Annotated in this window: 19 protein-coding genes; 7 read left to right on the top strand and 12 right to left on the bottom strand. The window is 56.9% G+C overall.

The features are described from left to right. Nucleotides 1–10 precede the first annotated feature (10 nt). Nucleotides 11–1,825 (bottom strand): DUF2264 domain-containing protein, encoded by a 1,815-nt coding sequence (locus ACOTX5_RS01235; RefSeq protein ID WP_045911490.1) that lies wholly within the window; start codon nucleotides 1,823–1,825, stop codon nucleotides 11–13. Nucleotides 1,826–1,991: 166 nt separating this feature from the next. Here ACOTX5_RS01235 and ACOTX5_RS01230 point away from each other — a divergent pair, with 166 nt between their 5' ends. Further along, the gene (locus tag ACOTX5_RS01230) at nucleotides 1,992–2,831 is read left to right on the top strand and encodes an AraC family transcriptional regulator (RefSeq protein ID WP_045911491.1); all 840 of its coding nucleotides are present in this window, start codon (nucleotides 1,992–1,994) and stop codon (nucleotides 2,829–2,831) included. Nucleotides 2,832–2,872: 41 nt separating this feature from the next. On the opposite strand, the gene ACOTX5_RS01225 is transcribed toward ACOTX5_RS01230, so the two are convergent. The 5 genes from ACOTX5_RS01225 to ACOTX5_RS01205 are packed head-to-tail and all read right to left on the bottom strand — an operon-like array spanning nucleotide 2,873 to nucleotide 7,534. Continuing rightward, nucleotides 2,873–3,748, bottom strand: a complete 876-nt coding sequence (locus ACOTX5_RS01225; protein ID WP_039269749.1) for a MurR/RpiR family transcriptional regulator — start codon at nucleotides 3,746–3,748, stop codon at nucleotides 2,873–2,875. Continuing rightward, nucleotides 3,745–4,695, bottom strand: coding sequence for an iron-siderophore ABC transporter substrate-binding protein (locus ACOTX5_RS01220; RefSeq protein ID WP_039269747.1), 951 nt, complete (start codon nucleotides 4,693–4,695; stop codon nucleotides 3,745–3,747). Before ACOTX5_RS01220 ends, ACOTX5_RS01225 begins: the two co-directional genes overlap by 4 nt. A 9-nt stretch (nucleotides 4,696–4,704) precedes the next feature. Further along, the gene (locus ACOTX5_RS01215) at nucleotides 4,705–5,745 is read right to left on the bottom strand and encodes a FecCD family ABC transporter permease (protein WP_017692658.1); all 1,041 of its coding nucleotides are present in this window, start codon (nucleotides 5,743–5,745) and stop codon (nucleotides 4,705–4,707) included. Then, nucleotides 5,742–6,725, bottom strand: coding sequence for a FecCD family ABC transporter permease (locus ACOTX5_RS01210; protein WP_032649559.1), 984 nt, complete (start codon nucleotides 6,723–6,725; stop codon nucleotides 5,742–5,744). Before ACOTX5_RS01210 ends, ACOTX5_RS01215 begins: the two co-directional genes overlap by 4 nt. Further along, nucleotides 6,722–7,534 (bottom strand): ABC transporter ATP-binding protein, encoded by an 813-nt coding sequence (locus tag ACOTX5_RS01205; RefSeq protein WP_017384046.1) that lies wholly within the window; start codon nucleotides 7,532–7,534, stop codon nucleotides 6,722–6,724. Before ACOTX5_RS01205 ends, ACOTX5_RS01210 begins: the two co-directional genes overlap by 4 nt. Before the next feature lie 384 nt (nucleotides 7,535–7,918). Between ACOTX5_RS01205 and ACOTX5_RS01200 the strand changes: the two genes are divergently transcribed. Then, on the top strand, nucleotides 7,919–10,048 hold the full coding sequence (locus ACOTX5_RS01200; protein WP_015571887.1) for a TonB-dependent siderophore receptor: 2,130 nt from the start codon (nucleotides 7,919–7,921) through the stop codon (nucleotides 10,046–10,048). An 85-nt stretch (nucleotides 10,049–10,133) separates the two neighbouring features. Here ACOTX5_RS01200 and parE read toward each other — a convergent pair whose 3' ends face one another. From parE to nudF, 5 genes are read right to left on the bottom strand one after another with little or no spacing between them, the layout of a single operon-like run. After that, nucleotides 10,134–12,026: a DNA topoisomerase IV subunit B gene (gene parE, locus ACOTX5_RS01195; RefSeq protein ID WP_017384044.1), complete on the bottom strand. Its 1,893-nt coding sequence runs from the start codon at nucleotides 12,024–12,026 to the stop codon at nucleotides 10,134–10,136. 28 nt (nucleotides 12,027–12,054) lie between these two features. After that, nucleotides 12,055–12,636 carry an esterase YqiA gene (gene yqiA, locus ACOTX5_RS01190; protein ID WP_015571888.1) on the bottom strand — a complete coding sequence of 194 codons (582 nt, stop codon included), beginning with the start codon at nucleotides 12,634–12,636 and terminating at the stop codon, nucleotides 12,055–12,057. Further along, nucleotides 12,636–13,463, bottom strand: a complete 828-nt coding sequence (gene cpdA / locus ACOTX5_RS01185) for a 3',5'-cyclic-AMP phosphodiesterase (protein WP_017384043.1) — start codon at nucleotides 13,461–13,463, stop codon at nucleotides 12,636–12,638. Before cpdA ends, yqiA begins: the two co-directional genes overlap by 1 nt. Nucleotides 13,464–13,490: 27 nt before the next feature. Further along, nucleotides 13,491–13,913: a DUF1249 family protein gene (locus tag ACOTX5_RS01180; protein ID WP_003862516.1), complete on the bottom strand. Its 423-nt coding sequence runs from the start codon at nucleotides 13,911–13,913 to the stop codon at nucleotides 13,491–13,493. Beyond that, nucleotides 13,910–14,542, bottom strand: coding sequence for an ADP-ribose diphosphatase (nudF, locus tag ACOTX5_RS01175; protein ID WP_017384042.1), 633 nt, complete (start codon nucleotides 14,540–14,542; stop codon nucleotides 13,910–13,912). Before nudF ends, ACOTX5_RS01180 begins: the two co-directional genes overlap by 4 nt. A 203-nt stretch (nucleotides 14,543–14,745) precedes the next feature. On the opposite strand from nudF, the gene tolC reads away from it, so the two are divergent. From tolC to ACOTX5_RS01160, 3 genes are all read left to right on the top strand, one after another. After that, nucleotides 14,746–16,224 (top strand): outer membrane channel protein TolC, encoded by a 1,479-nt coding sequence (tolC, locus tag ACOTX5_RS01170; protein ID WP_017384041.1) that lies wholly within the window; start codon nucleotides 14,746–14,748, stop codon nucleotides 16,222–16,224. A 194-nt stretch (nucleotides 16,225–16,418) separates the two neighbouring features. Continuing rightward, nucleotides 16,419–17,084, top strand: coding sequence for a DUF1190 family protein (locus ACOTX5_RS01165; RefSeq protein ID WP_003862522.1), 666 nt, complete (start codon nucleotides 16,419–16,421; stop codon nucleotides 17,082–17,084). Nucleotides 17,085–17,086: 2 nt separating this feature from the next. Next, a complete protein-coding gene (locus ACOTX5_RS01160) occupies nucleotides 17,087–18,247 on the top strand; it encodes a glutathionylspermidine synthase family protein (protein WP_045911492.1) in 1,161 nt (386 codons plus the stop codon). A gap of 82 nt (nucleotides 18,248–18,329) precedes the next feature. Here the strand turns inward: ACOTX5_RS01160 and ygiD are convergent, their stop codons facing one another. Beyond that, nucleotides 18,330–19,118 carry a 4,5-DOPA dioxygenase extradiol gene (ygiD, locus tag ACOTX5_RS01155; protein ID WP_045911493.1) on the bottom strand — a complete coding sequence of 263 codons (789 nt, stop codon included), beginning with the start codon at nucleotides 19,116–19,118 and terminating at the stop codon, nucleotides 18,330–18,332. Between the two features lie 130 nt (nucleotides 19,119–19,248). Here ygiD and zupT point away from each other — a divergent pair, with 130 nt between their 5' ends. Both zupT and ACOTX5_RS01145 read left to right on the top strand, forming a co-directional pair. Next, the gene (zupT, locus tag ACOTX5_RS01150; protein WP_015571892.1) at nucleotides 19,249–20,022 is read left to right on the top strand and encodes a zinc transporter ZupT; all 774 of its coding nucleotides are present in this window, start codon (nucleotides 19,249–19,251) and stop codon (nucleotides 20,020–20,022) included. A 266-nt stretch (nucleotides 20,023–20,288) separates the two neighbouring features. Beyond that, nucleotides 20,289–20,849, top strand: a complete 561-nt coding sequence (locus tag ACOTX5_RS01145) for a fimbrial protein (protein ID WP_045911494.1) — start codon at nucleotides 20,289–20,291, stop codon at nucleotides 20,847–20,849. Nucleotides 20,850–20,917: the final 68 nt, after the last annotated feature.

Here is a 20,917-nt window from a genome sequence, read left to right as displayed (position 1 = left end):
GGCCAGATTTTTATAATGTGAACGACAGCTTACGTTCGCTTCCGGGTTCGCTAATCACGACCTGGTTATGGGTTATATTCAGCTGCGGCGTCGCCGCAGCGGGCTGTTTTCCGCCAGCCAGAACGGCGCAACAGAGCCAGCTTTCCCCTTGCGGGAGGTCAGCTTTTAACAGCGGAATGGAGGCACACTCCGCAAACATAATGCTGCTGTTCGGCGGCGTGACGATGCTGTCTGGCTGGCGATGAATGATCGGCGAAAGATCGACAATGACGCTGCTGCCGTTTTCAGCCAACAGATAACAACCGCGTTCGCGCACCTGGTGGGCGGTTTTCATCACCGCAAAGCCGCCCTCGACGGTTTGCAGAGTGCGCGCGCTGTTGATACGGTGCAGGCGCAGGTGCCACTCCCCGAACGGGATCTGCCAGGTCGCAATCTGCACGTCGCGCCACGGCGACCAGCGCGAGAAAATGTAATTTTCATCCACCCGAACCTCTTCGCACTCGCGACGACCGCGGAAATAGTCATCTCCGTCCGCCAGCAGCAGCATGGAATCGCAGGCGGCATGCTTCAGGCCAAAACGCCCGCGCTCAAGGGTGAATCCGAAGCGGCTGGAGTAGGCAAATTTGGTGTATTTCGCTTCGGTGTTGACGTAGTTGTTCAGCTCCAGCTGACCGGCGGTGAGCATGACGACGTGCTGAGAATCTTTCGAATGCATCAGGATCTGCTGCGCATGCGGAATCACATGTTTTTCAGCAAGCGTGGGCAGCGGTTGTTCTTCCGCCTGCCAGAACGGGTGTGCTTCCGGCAGCGCCAGGATCAGATAGATTTTCAGCGCCCAGTACGGTGAACCGGGGGAGTTGTAATCCTCGCACATCGCCAGGTTCGGATACGCAAACCCCAGGGTAAGAATACCGTCGCGATCGACAATCGACTGCTGCTGCCACCAGCGCAGATGCCGCAGCACAATGCCCTTCACGATGCCCGGGGTGAAGACGTCCAGTTGAGAAAAGGCCACCGCGCTCCAGAAGGCAACCATGGCAAAGCGGTAGGTCAGGCTGCGGCCAAACGGCACCGAGGCGCCATCGGCGGCGGACCAGTAGATAAAGTCTTCCGCGAACAGACGCGAGCGCTCGCGCAGCACCTTCGCCCTCGCCTCGTCGTCACTCAGCGTGGCGTAAATCAGGCCGTAGAAATGGAAAGCCATGGAGATGTAGTAATCTTTCGGGCGACCGGGACCGTCGGAATACCAGCCGTCGCCGAGGTAGTAGGCGTCCATCAGCGCAAAGCGGTGGTCAATGGCGGCCCGATCGTACGGCAGGCCGGCGCGCTTAAAGCCGAGCTGGACCATAATGGCAAAATAGTTCCAGTTGCTGTCCGGCATCTGCGCGTCGGTGATTTGGTTGAGCCACGCGTGCAGGTTCATCACCTCGCGCCCGGTAAAGTGCGCGGTGAGTTTATCCCCCAGCAGAGCGAGCCCCAGACCGTAGGCCGCCATCTCCACCAGACGCTGATCGTACGGGCCGGTTTCACCCCAGTAGCCGCTGCTTTGCGGGTCGGTACCAAGCTTAATGGCAGTAAGGTACTTCTCGCTGAACGGCGTGCTTTCGCCAGATGCCATCAGCGGAAACAGCCCCCACAGCGCGCGGGAAAGTCCCTCCATCTGCGCAATATCCGCTGTGTAATGGGCGCAGGTGTCGCCCAGCGGGAATCGTGAACGGTTCGCCGGAAATTGCGTGTCCAACGCCTGTAAAAGTGCATTCAACGACGCCACTACCTCCTGGCGTGAAGACAACGGATTTGATTTTTCTTTGTTTGCCGCCCACATCGGTTCGCCCTCGTAATCAACTGCGGCAAAGCATAGTGAATCCGCAAGGGGCAGAAATGTTAGCCATGTCACAGGCATGAACGATGAATAAACCTCCAGTTGAGAAAATTTAAAAAGGTGGTTTATAAAGACGATCAGACGGGAAAAAGTTGAGTTTTATTGCACTATGCGCGACACGCCGACATCCGACCTTCTGGAACTGATCGCCCTGAATGATACCGTGGCCTCGTTCAGCCGCCTGTTTGCCAATACGGTGCGCTACCATCACTGGCATCAGTGTCTGGAGATCCTCTATGTGGAAGAGGGCTATGGCGTGGCGATTGTCGATAATCGTCACTACACCATGCGCCCCGGACGACTGTTTTTCTTCCCGCCTTTTACGCTGCACAAGGTCATGGTGGACGAACAGGCGGAGGCAATTTACCGCCGCACCATTATTCATCTCGACCAGCACGCGGTGCTGAAGATCCTGCGGGATTTTCCCCAGACCCGGCAGCGCCTGGAGCGGCTGTCACGCCGTGGCGGCGAAGCGTGGGTCGCCGATTTAGCCCACTGTCACCACCATATCGACCATCTGTTTAGCTGCTATAAACCGCCGATGAACGGCGAGAGCATCGCCAGCCTGCTGATCGGCCTGTTCGCGATGCTCCCCGACGATCGCGACGGTGAGCCGGGCAACAGCCAGGGGATCGCCAGCCAGGTAATGTTCTGGCTCGACGAGCATTATCAGGAGAAATTTCGTCTGGATGCGCTGGCCGAAGAGCTGGGTAAATCACGCAGTTACGTATCGCGAAGATTCCATGCGGAAACGGGCGAAAAAATTCACGACTACCTGAACACGCTAAGATTGCGTAAGGCGTGCGAGTGTTTACTCCACACGGATTCGAGCGTGCGTGACATTGCCGCACAGGCGGGATTTTCCGACGTGACGTGGTTTATCAGCGCTTTTAAAAAGGGGATTGGCGAGACGCCGTTGCAGTACAGGAAGAACCATCGTGCGGTTTGACGCCCTCACCCCAGCCCTCTCCCACGGGGAGAGGGGGAAGATCAACCGCTCTTTTTCCCCGGCTTTAATCCGCGGTGTAACTCGTTGATGCGCTTCATCGACTTGATGGTGCGCTGCGGCTCGGTGGAGGCGACGGACAGAATAATCATCTCCAGGCACAGCAGTACCGTGCCGTGCAGCGGGATTTTGCCCTTCTCGCCGCCGCGCGGGACGTGGATCACTACGCTTGCCTCTTTGCTAAAGCGCGAGTCCGTGGCGTTGGTCAGCAAAATGGTGGGAATACCCAGGCGCTTCGCTTCGCGCAGCGTGGTCTGCCCCTCCCGGTGCGCGGATTTTTGCGCCATCATTACCAGCACGTCACCGCGCTGTAGGGCAATCAGCTGTTCGGCGAGGCCAATACCGGTGCGGTTGAGCGGGATCGCAGGCAGGCCTATACGGCTAAACAGTCGCGAGGTGTACTCAGCCAGAATGCCGGATGCGCCAATGCCAAAAATAGCGACCTGTCTCGCCTGCGCCAGCAGCGACACGGCCTGCGCCATCGCGTAGCGGTTGCCCGGTTCGGACAACACCGCGCAGGTGTGCTGATGGCCTTCCAGCACAAAATCGATGCTCGCGTCGACGTCGCTGGTAAGCGTGTTTACCGTGGTGGACATCTTCTCGCTGGAGGTGACCACCGGGCCAAACCACTGCTCCAGGGTCTGCTTGAGATCCCGCAGCCCGCCAAACCCAAGCGCCTGAATGGCACGCACCACGGTGGCGTCCGAGGTGTGTAGCACAGCGGCAATCTCCATTGCCGTCTGCTCCATAACCGCTTCACGATTTTCATTGATATAGCTCGCCACCTGCAGCAGACGCGGCGTCAGCAGGTGCGCCCGCGAGCGGAGGCGGTCGCCGTAGACATCAATTTTTCGGATCATTGTGCGGCCTCCGGCAGCGGACGGCCCGCTATCTGCGACTGCACCTGCGCGGCCATCAGCCCCAGCGAGGCAAATGAATTTGAGATCGCTTCCTCGCGGGAGATGAGCACGTAATGCCCGGTTCGGCAGGCGTTGAGAAACTGACACCAGCCCGGCATCACCGCATCCATCGCCGCCAGCTCGTCCTGCGGTTTTCCGCCGGTGTCCCCGCGCCAGGTGGCAAAGACAAAATCAGCATCCAGCTCCGGCAGGCGCTCGGCGCTGACGTCGATGCGCCCGCCCTCCGGGATGCTCTCAATCAGCGGCGGGAACCTGAACCCTGCGTCGCGCAGCACGCGCCCAAGCGAGTGGTAGCTGTGCATGGCGTTGATTTTGCCCTGATTGGCCTGAATCACCGAGACGGTCAGTTTGCTCGTATCGATGGTCGCCTTTAGCGCCTCGATCTGCTCCTGATAGCGACGCTCCAGAATCTTCAGCCGCGCCTCTGTCCCGGTAAGCTGCGCCAGCTTGCGGTAGATCTCCGGCGCGCCGCCGTCGAGGTGATCGATACTCACCGTCGGGGCAATTTTTTCCAGCTGCTCGACCGGCGTGTTGCGGGTCGGCTCGGTGATGATAAGATCCGGCTTCGCCGCGGCGATGGCTTCAATATCGATATCCGCGGTGCCGATGAATGTGATATCGGAATTATCAAAATCGATGCCCGTCAGCATACCGCTGGAACGCAGAAAATGGCTGCCGTCCGGTCGGGTGCGGCCATGGCTGGCAACCGGCGGTACGCCAAGCTCGATCAGCGGAATGGTGATATCCAGGTCGTGCAGGGACACAATCCGCTTCGGGTTAACCGGCACCACCACGTTGCGGTTCAGGTCGTCAGTAAACGTCTGCGTTGGCTCTGCGGCTCCTACAGCAAAACCCACCAGCACCAGCATTGCAAAAAATACGCGCATTTTTATCCCCTAAAATCGATCCCGACGCTGCCAGAGCAGCAGCAGGAAAAACGGTCCGCCAATCAGTGAAATGACAATTCCCGCCGGCAGCTGCAACGGGAGAAATGCCAGCCGCCCGACGTTATCCGCCAGCAGCACCAGCAGCGCGCCCAGTACGGCACTTCCCGTCAGCAGTGCCGTTTGCCCTCCGCGCAGCAGCAGGCGCGCCATGTGCGGGGCAATCAGCCCGACAAAGCCGATACTCCCCACGCAGGAGACGCAGGCCGCGGTGAGCACCACGGGGGCAAACACGCGCAGCAGAGCGAGGCGTGAAGTCCTCACGCCCAGCCCCGTCGCAGTGTGGTTGCCGAGCAAGGCTACGTCTGCGGCGCGTGCGGTAAAGAGCAGCAGCGCAAACGCTGGCACTGTCCAGGCAGCAGCGATGCTGACCAGCGTCCAGCTTGCCGCATGCAGGCTCCCCGCCAGCCACAGCATCGCCGTCTGGACGTCGCGCACGTCGGCGGTCGTCATAAAGACCCCCATCGCGGCGGCAAACGCCCATGACACGCCGATGCCGATCAGGATGAATCGCGGGCGCGAGATATCACGCGCCAGCGCCACTACCAGCAGCGCGGTCAGCAGCCCACCGGCCATGCCGATAAGTGGACGCCAGTACGGCCCCAATCCCGGAAACTGAAAAATCAGCAGCAGCACCGCCGCGCTACAGCCCTCTTTCACGCCGATAAGACCGGGGTCAGCAAGGCCGTTGCGGGTAATGGACTGCATGGCCGCCCCCGCCATGCCGAGCATCGCGCCGCACAGCACCGCCATCAGCAGGCGCGGCAGGCGGATATCCATCACAATGTAATGCGCATCCGCCGTCAGACGTTCAGGATAAAACAGCGCACGTCCGATGGCGGAAGCAGGAATGGGCAGCGAACCGTGCGTCAGGCCAAAACTTAGCAGCAGGAGAGCGGCAAGCGATAATACGGCCAGATACAGCAGCGCTCTCGGGCGAACCAGCGCCGAGAAGGAGAAAAATCGTACTGCCCTCAATCCAGCCCGGTTCATTTGAACATCCTTGACGCCATAAGGATAAAGACCGGCGCGCCGACCAGCGCAGTCATCACGCCGGTTGCCAGCTCATACGGCGTAAACAGCGTACGGGCGGCGATATCCGCCATCAGCAGAACCAGCGCCCCGCAGAGGGCTGAAAGCGGCACCATCACGCGCAGGTCCACCGATACCAGACGGCGAATCAGCTGCGGCACCACGAGTCCGATAAACCCGATCGGTCCGGCAACTGAAACCGCCGCGCCGCACAGCAGGGCGATGGCCAGCAGCGCGAGCAGGCGCGTTTTCAGCAGCGACACGCCAAGCCCCTGCGCCATTCTCTCGCCCAGCGCCAGCATGTTCAGCGACGGCGACAGCCAGAGCGCCAGCGCAAAACCCACGGCAGCGGCCCCCGCGGCGCTAGCGATCGTCTCGCCGATGACTCCCGCCACATCCCCCGCAAGCCAGGTCCGCATGGCCAGCAGCGTCTGTTCATCCAGAATCAACACCGTGGCGGTTATCGATGAGGCAAATGCCGACATCGCCACGCCGCACAGCGTGACCTTCATCGGCGTGAGACCGGTACGCCCGGATGAGGAGAACGTTAGCACCAGCAAAAAGAGCGCGGCGGCGCCAGCTGCGGCTATCAGAGGGCGGCCAAACGGCAGCGACAGCCCGAGGGCACTCGTCAGCACCACCGCCAGCGCCGCCCCTGCATTCAGCCCCAGGATATGCGGCTCGCCGAGCGGGTTGCGGATCACTGATTGCAGCAGCACGCCCGCGACGCCGAGCGCCGCGCCCGTCACCAGGGCGGCGCATAGCCGCATCAAGCGCAGCCTGACGATCACGCTATGCTCAAAATTGCGCGGGTCGAAGTGGAAAAATGCGTCTACTACCGTCCGGGGGGCGATAACGCGCGCCCCGATGCTCAGGTGCGCAATCGCGCCTGCCAGAAGCAGCAGCGTAAAGAGAATAAAGGCCACAGATGTGCGCATCATGGTTTGTCGTCAGCCTGACGGAACGGCATAAAGAACGGCTTGCCGGTCAGCGGGTTAACCGACATATGCACGTCGACGTCAAACACCGCTTTGATTAGCTCCGGCGTGCAGGCGTCGCCCTCATGCAGTACCCCCTCAACCTTTCCCTGACGTAAAAAGACCAGCGAATCACCGTAATTCACGGCGAAGTTGAGATCGTGCAGAACCACCACCACGGTGCGCCCGTGCCGGCGCGTCAGCGTGTGCAGCAGTTCGAGGATCTCCACCTGGTAGCGAAGATCGAGGTACGTCGTGGGTTCATCCAGCAGGATATAGGGCGTTTGCTGCGCCAGCACCATAGCGATCCAGCAGCGCTGGCGCTGGCCGCCGGACAGGCTTTCAACCAGATGATGGGCAAACTCTGCCGTTCCGGTCAGGCGTAACGCCTCTTCCACGGCCCGCTCGTCTTCCTCGCTCCACTGGCGCATCACGTTCTGCCAGGGGAAACGTCCGCGCGAGACCAGCTCAAATACGGTTAACCCTTCTGGAAGCAGCGGAGACTGCGGCAGGATCCCGAGCTGGCGGGCGACCGCTTTGGTTGGTTGCGAGTGGATGGCTTTGCCGTCCAGCACCGCGCTGCCGCCGAGCGGCTGAAGCAGCCTTGCGAGGGTACTTAACAGCGTCGATTTTCCGCAGCCGTTTGCGCCCACCAGAACAGTCATTTTCTGCTGGGGGATCGCAAGGGAGATATCATCAACGATGATTTTTTTCTGGTAACCCGCGGAGAGGTTCTCAAGAACCAGTCCCGGCTTTTTGATGTAGTGAGCCACGTGAACGCCAACGTAAGAAAAAAAACCAACAAATAAAAATAAAACTCATTCTCTTTTGTGAGTTTGCCGCCGCTCCATGTAGTAGTCAAGCGAAGATACACCCTGTAAAACCCAGGGATAATTGAGCGTCACCGCACAAATTAAAATTCATTTTTATTAATTATTTTCAATACCTTAAACAAGAAACCGAAGCGTTTTAGCCAGAGAGAAACCTCTGTAGCGAAATTTTTATTTATTCCATTTACTACTACATGCCCTCATGCTTGAATGATTCTCAATTACAAGTCCGATGCCGTAGAGGCTAACGGACAGAGCGTAAGGGCAATGACTCACACATTCTTCCGCGAGCATTTCATCGCAGGATATTTTGGGAAAACAGATGTAATGGCTAAGTTCACACCTTCATTCGCCGGGGTAAAAGGGCGCGCGCTCTTTTCACTCCTGTTCATGGCGCCTCTGGTGCACGCAGCAGCAAAAGACGGTGAGACGCTTACCGTCACTGCCGATCCTTACGCTTCCACCGACGCCACCAGCGGCTATCAGCCCCTGAACACCTCCACCGCCACGCTGACCAACATGCCGATGCTGGACATCCCGCAGGTGGTCAATACCGTCAGCGATAAAGTGCTGGAAGACCAAAACGCGACCACGCTAGACGAGGCGCTGTATAACGTCAGCAACGTGGTGCAGACCAACACCCTGGGCGGCACGCAGGATGCCTTCGTGCGCCGTGGCTTCGGCGCAAACCGCGATGGCTCGATCATGACCAACGGCCTGCGCACCGTGCTGCCGCGCAGCTTCAATGCCGCAACCGAGCGCGTGGAGGTGCTAAAAGGCCCGGCCTCGACCCTTTACGGTATTCTCGACCCCGGCGGCCTGATTAACGTGGTGACCAAACGCCCGGAGAAAACCTTCGGCGGCTCGATTTCTGCCACATCAACCAGCTTTGGCGGCGGTAGCGGACAGTTTGACGTCACCGGTCCAATTGAAGGTACGCGTCTGGCCTATCGCCTGACGGGGGAGTATCAGGACGAGGATTACTGGCGTAATTTCGGCACCGAACGCAGCACCTTTATCGCCCCGTCTTTGACCTGGTTCGGCGATGATGCCACCGTGACCGTGCTCTATTCGCATCGCGACTATAAAACGCCGTTCGATCGCGGAACGATCTTCGATCTCAACACCAAAAAGGCCGTCGACGTCGATCGCAAAACCCGCTTTGATGAGCCATTTAACGTGACCGACGGTCAGTCCGACCTCGCTCAGCTTAACGCGGAGTATCGGCTCAACAGCCAGTGGACCGCGAAGTTCGACTACAGCTACAGCCAGGATAAGTACAGCGATAACCAGGCTCGCGTGATGGCCTACGATTCAAAAACCGGCAACCTGACCCGCCGCGTGGATGCGACCCAGGGTTCGACCCAGCGTATGCACACAACGCGGGCAGATTTGCAGGGGAACGTGGACATCGCGGGCTTTTACAATGAGATCCTGACCGGCGTGTCGTATGAGAATTACGATCTGCTGCGCACGGACATGATCCGTTGTAAGAACGTTAAGGATTTCAATATTTACAACCCGAGCTACGGCAGCCTCGGCAAGTGCACCACCGTCTCGGCAGCCGACAGCGATCAAACCATCAAGCAGGAGAGCTACTCCGCCTACGCGCAGGACGCGCTGTACCTGACCGATAAATGGATCGCCGTTGCCGGACTGCGCTACCAGTATTACACCCAGTACGCGGGCAAAGGCCGTCCGTTTAACGTCAACACCGACAGCCGCGACGACCAGTGGACGCCGAAGCTGGGCCTGGTATACAAGCTCACGCCGGCAGTCTCCCTGTTTGCCAACTATTCCCAGACGTTTATGCCGCAGTCGTCCATTGCGAGCTACATCGGCGACCTGCCGCCGGAAACGTCTAACGCGTATGAAATAGGCGCTAAGTTCGACCTGTTCGACGGCATTACCGCCAACATCGCGCTGTTTGATATCCACAAGCGCAACGTGCTGTACACCGAAAGCGTCGGTGATGAAACCGTCGCCAAAACCGCGGGCCGCGTGCGCTCGCAGGGTGTCGAAGTGGATCTCGCCGGATCGCTGACCGAGAACACCAACATTATCGCCAGCTACGGCTATACCGATGCGAAGGTGCTGGAAGACCCGGACTACGCGGGCAAACCGCTGCCGAACGTACCGCGCCATACCGGCTCCCTGTTCCTGACGTACGATATTCACAATGCGTTTGCCGGGAATACGCTGACAATTGGCGGCGGCGGGCACGGCGTAAGCCGCCGCTCAGCGACTAACGGTGCGGATTATTATCTGCCGGGCTATTTCGTGGCGGATGCATTTGCGGCGTACAAAATGAAGCTGCAATATCCGGTGACGCTACAGGTGAACGTGAAGAATCTGTTCGATAAGACCTACTACACGTCGTCGATTGCGACCAACAACCTGGGCAACCAGATTGGCGACCCGCGTGAAGTGCAGTTTACGGTGAAGATGGAGTTTTGACGTAAAAAAGCCCGGTGGCGCTAACGCTTACCGGGCCTACGATCCTAACCCTCTCCCTGTGGGAGAGGGTTAGGGTGAGGGGACATCAGGCCTCTATATCCGCCATATCGCCTTTCTCCTGTAGCCAGTTACGTCGGTCTTCAGAACGTTTCTTAGCCAGCAGCATGTCCATCACGGCGTTGGTTTGCTGTTCGTCTTCATCGCTGATGGTCAGCTGCACCAGACGGCGGGTGTTCGGATCCAGCGTGGTTTCACGCAGCTGCATCGGGTTCATCTCGCCCAGCCCTTTAAAGCGCTGAACGTTCGGTTTGCCCTTCTTGCGTTTGAGCTGCTCCAGCACGCCCGCTTTCTCTTCTTCCGTCAGCGCATAGTAGACTTCTTTGCCAAGGTCGATACGGTACAGCGGCGGCAGCGCCACGTGGACGTGACCGTTTTTCACCAGCGTGCGGAAGTGCTTCACGAACAGCGCACAGAGCAGCGTGGCGATGTGCAGACCATCGGAGTCCGCATCCGCGAGGATACAGATCTTGCCGTAGCGCAGCTGGCTCAGATCGTCGCTGTCCGGATCGATGCCGATCGCCACGGAGATGTCGTGTACTTCCTGCGAGGCCAGCACTTCATCAGACGAGACCTCCCAGGTGTTGAGGATCTTACCCTTGAGCGGCATGATCGCCTGATATTCACGATCGCGCGCCTGCTTGGCCGATCCGCCTGCCGAGTCCCCTTCCACCAGGAACAGCTCGGTGCGGTTGAGATCCTGGGCGGTACAGTCCGCCAGCTTGCCCGGCAGCGCGGGGCCGCTGGTCAGCTTTTTACGCACCACTTTCTTCGCCGCGCGCAGGCGACGCTGGGCGCTGGAGATGGCCATTTCAGCCAGCATTTCTGCGGCCTGAACGTTCTGGTTCAGCCACAGGGTAAACGCATCTTTCACCACGCCGGAGACGAACGCCGCACACTGGCGTGACGACAGGCGCTCTTTAGTCTGACCGGCAAACTGCGGATCCTGCATCTTCACGGAGAGCACGTAGGCGCAGCGGTCCCAGATATCTTCTGCGGAAAGCTTCACGCCGCGCGGCAGAATGTTGCGGTATTCGCAGAACTCGCGCATCGCATCCAGCAGCCCCTGACGCAGGCCGTTGACGTGCGTCCCGCCGAGCAGCGTTGGGATCAGGTTGACGTAGCTTTCCGTCAGCAGCTCACCGCCTTCCGGCAGCCACAGCAGCGCCCAGTCCACCGCTTCGGTGTCACCTTCGAAATTCCCGACGAACGGTTTTTCCGGCAGGGTCGGCAGGCCGTTAACCGCTTCGCACAGGTAGTCGTTCAGACCCTTTTCGTAGCGCCAGCTCTGTTCGGTGTTGTTTACGTGATCTTTAAAGGTGATTTCCACGCCCGGGCACAGCACCGCTTTGGCTTTCAGCAGGTGCGTCAGGCGAGAAACGGAAAAGCGTGGGCTGTCGAAGAAGCTTTCGTCAGGCCAGAAATGGACGCTGGTGCCGGTGTTGCGTTTACCGCACGTCCCGACGACCTGCAAATCCTGCACTTTTTCGCCGTTTTCAAACGCGATGTTATACACCTGGCCATCGCGACGGACGTTCACTTCCACGCGCTTTGACAGGGCGTTAACCACGGAGATCCCCACGCCGTGCAAGCCGCCTGAGAACTGGTAATTTTTGTTGGAGAACTTACCGCCCGCGTGCAGACGACAGAGGATCAGCTCAACGGCGGGAACACCCTCTTCCGGGTGGATATCTACCGGCATGCCGCGGCCGTCGTCGATAACTTCCAGCGACTGATCGGCGTGCAGGATAACGTCCACGCGTCTGGCATGTCCTGCCAGCGCTTCGTCCACACTGTTATCAATTACTTCCTGGCCCAGGTGGTTTGGGCGCGTCGTATCGGTGTACATCCCCGGGCGGCGGCGAACCGGCTCAAGCCCGGTGAGTACCTCAATGGCATCAGCGTTATAGGTTTGCGTCATGATTTAAGCTAGCAATTCGCATTGATTGTCAGTGGCTGTGCAGTCCAAGAAAATCGACAATCTGGGTGAAATGATCTTCAAAGCCCGTGAAAGCATGGTTACCGCCCTCTTCTACAGTCTGGCGGCAGGATGCGTAATACGCCACTGCCTGGCGGTAATCCAGCACTTCATCTCCCGTCTGTTGCAGCAGCCAGATAAGATCGGGCGCTTCAAGCGGGTCGACCTGCATAACTTTGAGATCGTAAATATGGCGTGACTCTAGCACATATTGTTGGCCGGTGTAGGGGTTCTCGTTTTCGCCAAGAAAGTCCCTTAACAGCTCAAATGGCCGGACCGCCGGGTTGACGACGACAGCGGGTAACATAAAGCACTGCGACAGCCAGGTGGCGTAGTAGCCGCCGAGCGACGACCCGACAACGCCAAACGATTCGCCGCCGTGTTCAAGCACGATCGATTCCAGCATCTCTGCCGCATCCGCCGGATAAGGGGGCAACTGCGGAATAATCATCTCCACGTGGGGATGATTCGCGCTCAGCCACTGGCGAAGCTGCGTCGCTTTCGCCGATCGTGGTGAGCTGTTAAACCCATGCAGATAGAGAAGCGTCGACATCAATAGCCTTCCGAAGCGGTATCCGGGCGGAATTGAGCCCCGGTCAGACGGCAAACTTCGGTGGTCAGCGAGCCATCGGCATGCAGCTCCAGCCAGCGCCAGCCCGGTGCGATGGTATCCAGCGTAAAGTTGGCGCAGTGCGGCTTAAACTGCACGCAGGTAGAGGGCGTCGCGAGCAGGCGGCGACCATTCCAGTCGAGATCCTGTTCCTGGTGAATGTGCCCGCACAGCAAATTTTTCACGCGCGGAAATTTCGCCAGTACGCCGTCCAGCGCCGCAGAGTTGCGTAAGCTGTGCTGATCGAGCCAGCTACAGCCCGCCGGCAGCGGGTGATGATGCAGCAACAGCAGCGTATTGCGATTCGGTTCGGCGGCCAGTTTTGTCTCCAGCCAGTCAAGCTGATAGTCGCTCAACTCACCGTGGGGAACGCCAAACACCTGACTGTCGAGGAGCAGAATTTGCCACTGGTCCCCCGCAAAGACACATTTTGCCGGTGAAATCCCCGCATCCTGAAGCGAACTGTACATAGCGGGTTGAAAATCGTGATTGCCCGGTAGCCAGACGCAAGGCACGCTAAAGCTCGCAATCCCTTCAGCAAAATGCTGATAGGCTGCGGAGGATTGATCCTGCGCCAGATCGCCCGTCGCGACGATCAGATCGCATGGCCGCTTTTCAGCATGGATCGCGTCAAGAACCGCCTGATAACTCTCCCAGGTGTTCACGCCCAGAAGCGTCTCATGCTTTTCGGCAAAAAGGTGGGTGTCGGTGATTTGTAATATCCTGACTGGCGCCCCACCAGCAACAGTCAGGTTCAACAGGCTTTCCAAATGGTGTCCTTAGGTAGGTTTATGACGCTAACAAACCGGAATCGCCATTGCTCCATGTGCTAAACAATATCTTAGCCAGTCGGCTAAAAACTGGTTAATTTGATGCTTTTCGTCGCGTTGATGCAACTTTTTATTCGGGTAATCATACCGCGCTTTAAAGCGAAAGATCTGCTGGCTTGAACACACTTCAGCGACCATCGCGTCATGATAAAGACGTACCGTCATCGACGGCAGGCTCCAGTAGCTGATGCTCGGCGCCGTTTGCTCAATCTCCACCAGCGTAGTGTAGCGCGTTGATTCTGTTATCGTTAACCGATACTGCGCGTTGCTCACCTGATAGCTCACCGTTTCGCCGGGCGCGTCGTTTCGCGGCAGCAGGCGGCGCAGCTGGGCGAAATTGGTTTCGCACAGGCGCATCATTTCTGGGAAGTCAGGTGTATAACGCTTCATTTTTTCCACTCGTGTCGTAATGTCTGATAATGCAGCTGTAGCCATTGCAGGGCGATGACAGACGCTGCGTTGTCGATTTTCCCCTCTTCTACCCACTGGTAAGCCTGCTCCCGACTCACCACATGAACCCGAATATCTTCGTTTTCATCTGCCAGACCGTGGATCCCTTCCGCTGTCTTGGCGTCCACTTCGCCCACCATAATAGATGAACGTTCCGTTGTCCCACCCGGGCTTGCCAGGTAGCTCAACACCGGTTTCGTCCGGCCGATCGCCAGGCCCGCCTCTTCCAGCGCCTCACGGCGAGCGACGTCTTCGACCGACTCACCTTCTTCGATCATCCCGGCCACCATCTCCAGCAACCACGGCGTATCGCTGGTATCATAAGCCGCAATACGCACCTGTTCGACCAGCACCACTTCATCACGCACTGGGTCATAGGGTAGCAACACAGCCGCATGCCCGCGCTCAAAAATTTCGCGTTTGATTTCACCGCTCATCTCACCGTTAAACAGACGATGCCTGAAACGGTAAAGTTCCATTGAAAAAAAACCGCTATAAAGCGTTTCTCGTGCAATAATTTCTACATCGTTTTTGGCGAAGGTGACAGGCACGTTTTCTGGTTTTTGCATCGGTCGAGTCCTGGTAGCAATGGTGATGAAATTGTGAATTTCAAGGCTGTTTGGCTGCCGTTTGTATGGCTATATGGTAGATTGGAGCAAATTACCGCCAGATGGCACGTTACGCCAACCTTTTGGTGTGGATGATTCTGTTAGAATCGGCAATTATTTTTAATTAGATCAGCGCTAATACTGCTTCACAACAAGGAATGCAAATGAAGAAATTGCTCCCCATCCTTATCGGCCTGAGCCTGACGGGCTTCAGTGCAATGAGCCAGGCAGAAAACCTGTTACAGGTCTACCAGCAGGCACGTCTGGGCAACCCTGATTTACGTAAATCAGCGGCCGATCGTGATGCTGCGTTTGAAAAGATTAACGAAGCACGTAGTCCACTGCTGCCGCAGTTAGGCTTAGGTGCAGATTATACCTACACTAACGGTTTTCGCGATAACAATGGCATCGATTCGAATGCCACCAGCGCCTCTTTACAGCTTACACAAACCCTGTTCGACATGTCCAAATGGCGTGAACTGAGCTTGCAGGAAAAGAGCGCCGGCATTCAGGATGTCACCTATCAAACCGATCAGCAGACGCTGATCCTGAATACCGCGACCGCCTATTTCCAGGTTCTGAGCGCGATTGACGCCCTCTCCTACACCGAAGCGCAGAAACAGGCGGTTTACCGTCAGTTAGATCAAACCACCCAGCGTTTTAACGTGGGCCTGGTCGCCATTACTGACGTGCAGAACGCCCGTTCACAGTACGATACCGTACTGGCTAACGAAGTGACCGCACGTAACAACCTCGACAACGCCCTGGAAGCACTGCGTCAGGTCACCGGTAACTACTATCCTGAGCTGGCCTCTCTGAACGTGGACAGTTTCAAAACGGACAAACCGCAGGCGGTTAACGCCCTGCTGAAAGAAGCGGAAAACCGCAACCTGACCTTGTTGCAGGCACGCCTGAGCCAGGATCTGGCGCGCGAACAGATCCGTCTTGCACAGGATGGTCACCTGCCAACTCTGAGCCTGAGCGCCTCTACCGGCGTATCGGACACCAGCTACAGCGGGTCTAAAACGACCTCTCAGGCCTATGACGACAGCAACGTTGGCCAGAACAAAGTGGGTCTCAGCTTCTCTCTGCCGCTGTACCAGGGCGGGATGGTTAACTCTCAGGTGAAACAGGCGCAGTACAACTTTGTGGGCGCCAGCGAGCAGCTGGAAAGCGCACACCGCAACGTGGTGCAGACCGTGCGTTCTTCCTACAACAACGTAAATGCCTCTATCAGCAGCATCAACGCCTATAAACAGGCCGTCGTCTCTGCCCAGAGCTCACTGGATGCGAACGAAGCGGGTTACTCCGTAGGTACGCGTACCATCGTGGACGTGTTAGACGCAACGACCACGCTGTATAACGCGAAACAGCAGCTCTCCAGCGCACGTTATCAGTATCTGATTAACCAGCTGAACATCAAGCAGGCGCTGGGTACGCTGAACGAGCAGGATCTGCAAATGCTGAACAGCACGCTAGGCAAACCGGTCCCTACGTCGCCTGACAGCGTCGCGCCGGAAAATCCACAGCAGGATGCCGCCGTTGATAATTTCACCCCTAACAGCAGCGCCCCGCTTGCGCAGCCAGCGGCAGCGCGTAGCACCGCACCTGCCAGCAGCGGTACGAATCCGTTCCGTCATTAAGCCTTGCCCGATGGCGCTGAGCTTATCGGGCCTACTTAACCGTAGGCCGGGTAAGCACAGCGCCACCCGGCGCAAAATCACACCTGAACGTAAGCCAACGTAAAGATCCCCCGCATTTCGCCCCTCTTCGCTTCATTTTCAACCACTCATCCTCTATCCTGAGCGTTATTACCACTGGGTCCTGGAAGACAAATATGAAACGGACAAAAACGATGAATCACGCGTCGTTCCGCAAAAGCTGGAACGCACGCCACCTGACACCTGTCGCGCTGGCGGTCACCGCCGTCTTTATGCTGGCAGGCTGTGAGCAAAACGACGAAACGGTTTCGCTGTATCAAAACGCCGACGACTGCGCGAGCGCAACCGGTAAAGCCGCTGAGTGTACGACGGCCTATAACAACGCCCTCAAAGAAGCGGAACGTACCGCGCCGAAATATGCCTCTCGCGAAGACTGTGTAGCCGAATTCGGTGAAGGCCAGTGCCAGCAGGCACCTGCTCAGGCGGGTATGGCACCGGAAAACCAGGCGCAGGCACAGTCCAGCGGCAGCTTCTGGATGCCGCTGATGGCGGGTTATATGATGGGCCGTTTGATGAGCGGCGGTGCGGGCTACCAGCAGCAGCCGCTGTTTAGCTCCAAAAACCCGAACAGCCCGGCCTACGGTAAATACACCGATGCCACCGGCAAGGGTTACGGTGCTGCAACGCCAGGCCGTACGATGACCGTACCGAAAACCGCAATGGCGCCGAAACCAGCCACCACCAGCACCATTACCCGTGGCGGCTTTGGTGAGTCTGTTGCCAAACAAACCACCATGCAGCGTAGTGCGACCGGCTCCTCAACTCGCTCAATGGGCGGGTGATCATGGAACGAGTCAGTATTGTTGAGCGCCCGGACTGGCGCGAAAAAGCCACCGAATACGGTTTCAACTTTCACACCATGTATGGCGAGCCGTACTGGTGTGAAGATGCTTACTATAAGCTCACGCTCGCTCAGGTCGAAAAGCTTGAAGAGGTAACCGCAGAACTGCACCAGATGTGCCTGAAGGTAGTAGAAAAAGTCATCGACAGCGATGAGCTGATGACCAAATTCCGCATTCCGAAGCACACCTGGAGTTTTGTTCGTCAGTCCTGGAAAACGAACCAGCCTTCGCTCTACTCTCGCCTCGATCTGGCATGGGATGGCGTGGGTGAACCGAAGCTTTTAGAAAACAACGCAGATACGCCAACCTCCCTGTACGAAGCCGCGTTCTTCCAGTGGATCTGGCTGGAAGATCAGGCGAATGCCGGCAACTTGCCGGAAGGCAGCGATCAGTTCAACAGCCTTCAGGAAAAGCTGATTGAGCGTTTCGTCGAACTGCGTGAACAGCACGGTTTCAACCTGCTGCATCTCGCCTGCTGCCGCGATACTGAAGAAGACCGCGGTACGGTTCAGTATTTGCAGGACTGCGCAGCCGAAGCGGAAGTGGCGACGGAATTTCTCTATATCGAAGATATCGGTTTAGGCGAAAAAGGTCAGTTTACGGACATGCAGGATCAGGTGATCAGCAACCTGTTCAAGCTCTATCCGTGGGAATACATGCTGCGGGAAATGTTCTCTACCAAACTGGAAGACGCTGGCGTGCGCTGGCTGGAACCGGCCTGGAAGAGCATTATCTCCAATAAAGCCCTGCTGCCGATGCTGTGGGAGATGTTCCCGAATCACCCGAACCTGCTGCCTGCTTATTTTGCCGAAGATGATTTCCCACCGATGGAGAAATACGTCGTTAAGCCAATCTTCTCCCGTGAAGGGGCAAACGTCTCGATTATCGAAAACGGTAAAACGCTGGAAGCGGTTGAAGGGCCGTACGGTGAAGAAGGGATGATCGTCCAGGCGTTCTGTCAACTGCCGAAGTTTGGCGACAGCTATACGCTGATCGGCAGCTGGCTTATTAACGATCAGCCTGCCGGGATTGGCATTCGCGAAGATCGCGCGCTGATTACGCAGGATCTGTCGCGTTTCTACCCGCATATTTTCGTCGAGTAAGACTTGCCCGGTGGCGCTACGCTTACCGGGCCTACGCTCAATATGTAGGTCGGGTAAGGCGAAGCCGCCACCCGACATGTTTTTACCCCACCTGCACCGACAGCATACTCAAACTCCCCATCTCAATGCCGTCGACCGGGATTGTAATAACCTCCTGACCATCCCATGCGCCTAATACATACAGCAATGGCAAGAAGTGTTCCGGCGTCGGGTTAGAGAGCGAACCGCCGTCGTGATCCAGATAGTTCACCAAAGGGTGCCGTTCGACCGGCCCTTGCCAGGTCAGGTTGTCTTTTACATAGTCATTAAAGGCTGTTGCCCAGGGGTACGGCGTATTTTCACCGTGCCAGCGTACCGTACGCAGATTGTGTACCACGTTGCCACTGGCAATCAGCATGATGCCCTCATCACGAAGCGAAGCCAGCTTACGCCCCATCTCCATGTGCCAGGCAGCCGGTTTGGTGCTGTCGATACTCAGTTGCACCATCGGAATATCGGCATCCGGATACATTTTGATCAACACCCCCCATGAGCCGTGGTCAAAGCCCCAGGCTTCTTTGTCCAGCGCAACCGGAACAGGGGCGAGCAGATCAACCAGCCGCTGCGCCAGCTCAGGGGAGCCCGGCGCAGGATAATGCGTGTCATACAGCGCCTGCGGAAAGCCGCCAAAATCATGAATCGTTTTTGGCGCTTCCATGGCCGTCACGCCGGTACCCCGGGTAAACCAGTGCGCAGAGACCACCACAATTGCCTTCGGACGCGGTAACGTCTCACCCAGTCCACGCCAGGCGCGGGTATAGACGTTATCTTCCAGGACGTTCATTGGGCTGCCATGGCCTAAAAACAGTGCTGGCATACGAGAAGAAGACATGGTGATATCCTTAGAGAAGGTGTCAATGTGATGGGCCTACATTACGCGCATTCAGGTGAAGATGAACGCAGATAACCGTGAAGATCATCATCAGGAAATTTGAATGTCAGATATCGCTTAAGGAGTATGCATGTCAGTACCGTTGATTTTGACCTTACTTGCGGGCGCCGCGACCTTTATCGGTGCGTTCCTCGGGGTACTCGGGCAAAAACCCTCTAATCGCCTTCTGGCCTTCTCGCTGGGTTTCGCCGCCGGGATTATGCTGCTTATCTCGCTGATGGAGATGCTGCCCGCCGCGCTTCACACCGAAGGTATGTCGCCTGTTCTGGGCTATGGCATGTTTATCATTGGCCTGCTGGGTTATTTTGCGCTCGACCGTATTCTTCCTCACGCGCACCCGCAGGATTTAATGCAAAAAAGCGTTACCCCCATTCCGGGCAATATCAAACGCACGGCCATTCTGCTGACGCTGGGTATCAGCCTGCATAACTTTCCGGAAGGTATCGCCACCTATGTCACGGCCAGCAGCAACCTGGAAATGGGTTTTGGTGTAGCGCTGGCCGTGGCATTGCACAATATTCCTGAAGGACTTGCCGTTGCCGGACCCGTTTATGCCGCAACGGGTTCAAAACGTACGGCTGTCTTTTGGGCGGGTATCTCCGGGATGGCTGAAATTCTCGGCGGCGTGCTGGCGTGGCTGATCCTCGGTAGCCTCGTCTCCCCGATCGTGATGGCTGCGATTATGGCTGCCGTAGCCGGGATTATGGTCGCGCTCTCTGTCGATGAACTGATGCCGCTGGCGAAAGAGATCGATCCCAACAATAACCCCAGCTACGGCGTACTGTGTGGAATGTCAGTGATGGGGATGAGTCTGGTACTGCTGCAAACGGCAGGTATTGGCTAACAATTTATGCCTCCGTTTTATACGGAGGCTTTATATTATTCAAAAAAACAATCCTATATATTTCACCTATAATAACCCTCAAAACTTAAACCTATTAAAATTTCGAAAAACAACACATCTTAAGATAGCCTGAAAATATTAATTAAACCCATCTAAAAATATATTTAAGTCACGTTAATCGCGTCACCCCTCCCCAATCCGTATACTTTCCGAGTATTCTGAAATTAATATTCACATTACGAATCACTCTGAAAAAGGATATTTTCATGTATATGGGTAAGAAATTATTGTTAGCGGCAGCTATGGCTGCCATTGTATCGGGTTCTGCGTTTGCTGATGATCAAGGCTCAGGCAAAATCAAATTCAAAGGCGTGGTTATTGACGCACCGTGCAGCATCGCTCCAGACAGCGTTGATAAAGAAGTCGACCTGGGTGAAGTGACTATGGCCGTTATCAACGCCAACAAAAAATCCACGCCGGTTCCGGTCGATATCAATCTGGAAAACTGCCAGCTTGACGATCCGGCAGACGAAACCGACACGCCAATTACCAAAGTGGATGTGACCTTCACCAGCGCAGCGACAGATGCGACGGATACCAGCCTGATGAGCAACACCTTTGCAAACGGTGCGCAGAACGTGGGCGTCCGTCTGCTGGATAACGCGGAAAGTAACATCACGCTTGGGCAGCAACAAGAGCTTGATCTGCTGGCGGGTTCAACCACCCAGACGCTGCATTTCAAAGCGGTTATGGAAGTCCCTACAGGTAAAACTGCGACGGCAGGCCAGGTTGAAGCCACGGCTAACTACGTCCTGATGTACAAATAATTCCGTTACGTCACGGTATCAGCCGACTGGCAATCCAAGCCGGTCGGCACTCTTTATTTATTCGAGTA

Origin of the sequence: Enterobacter cloacae complex sp. IR5441, assembly GCF_049238215.1 — a bacterium.
Lineage (GTDB): Bacteria > Pseudomonadota > Gammaproteobacteria > Enterobacterales > Enterobacteriaceae > Enterobacter > Enterobacter hormaechei_C.
This window is presented reverse-complemented; position numbering and strand designations above follow the sequence as displayed.

What these genes read in the sequence shown, in the direction of transcription:
- ygiD (WP_045911493.1), bottom strand. Translation starts at nt 19,118, where the DNA reads ATGTCTTCTTCTCGTATGCCAGCACTGTTTTTAGGCCATGGCAGCCCA.
- parE (WP_017384044.1), bottom strand. Translation starts at nt 12,026, where the DNA reads ATGACGCAAACCTATAACGCTGATGCCATTGAGGTACTCACCGGGCTT.
- ACOTX5_RS01160 (WP_045911492.1), top strand. Translation starts at nt 17,087, where the DNA reads ATGGAACGAGTCAGTATTGTTGAGCGCCCGGACTGGCGCGAAAAAGCC.
- zupT (WP_015571892.1), top strand. Translation starts at nt 19,249, where the DNA reads ATGTCAGTACCGTTGATTTTGACCTTACTTGCGGGCGCCGCGACCTTT.
- ACOTX5_RS01235 (WP_045911490.1), bottom strand. Translation starts at nt 1,825, where the DNA reads ATGTGGGCGGCAAACAAAGAAAAATCAAATCCGTTGTCTTCACGCCAG.
- tolC (WP_017384041.1), top strand. Translation starts at nt 14,746, where the DNA reads ATGAAGAAATTGCTCCCCATCCTTATCGGCCTGAGCCTGACGGGCTTC.
- ACOTX5_RS01180 (WP_003862516.1), bottom strand. Translation starts at nt 13,913, where the DNA reads ATGAAGCGTTATACACCTGACTTCCCAGAAATGATGCGCCTGTGCGAA.
- ACOTX5_RS01220 (WP_039269747.1), bottom strand. Translation starts at nt 4,695, where the DNA reads ATGCGCGTATTTTTTGCAATGCTGGTGCTGGTGGGTTTTGCTGTAGGA.
- ACOTX5_RS01215 (WP_017692658.1), bottom strand. Translation starts at nt 5,745, where the DNA reads ATGAACCGGGCTGGATTGAGGGCAGTACGATTTTTCTCCTTCTCGGCG.
- nudF (WP_017384042.1), bottom strand. Translation starts at nt 14,542, where the DNA reads ATGCAAAAACCAGAAAACGTGCCTGTCACCTTCGCCAAAAACGATGTA.
- ACOTX5_RS01145 (WP_045911494.1), top strand. Translation starts at nt 20,289, where the DNA reads ATGTATATGGGTAAGAAATTATTGTTAGCGGCAGCTATGGCTGCCATT.
- ACOTX5_RS01210 (WP_032649559.1), bottom strand. Translation starts at nt 6,725, where the DNA reads ATGATGCGCACATCTGTGGCCTTTATTCTCTTTACGCTGCTGCTTCTG.
- ACOTX5_RS01200 (WP_015571887.1), top strand. Translation starts at nt 7,919, where the DNA reads ATGGCTAAGTTCACACCTTCATTCGCCGGGGTAAAAGGGCGCGCGCTC.
- ACOTX5_RS01225 (WP_039269749.1), bottom strand. Translation starts at nt 3,748, where the DNA reads ATGATCCGAAAAATTGATGTCTACGGCGACCGCCTCCGCTCGCGGGCG.
- ACOTX5_RS01165 (WP_003862522.1), top strand. Translation starts at nt 16,419, where the DNA reads ATGAAACGGACAAAAACGATGAATCACGCGTCGTTCCGCAAAAGCTGG.
- yqiA (WP_015571888.1), bottom strand. Translation starts at nt 12,636, where the DNA reads ATGTCGACGCTTCTCTATCTGCATGGGTTTAACAGCTCACCACGATCG.
- ACOTX5_RS01230 (WP_045911491.1), top strand. Translation starts at nt 1,992, where the DNA reads ATGCGCGACACGCCGACATCCGACCTTCTGGAACTGATCGCCCTGAAT.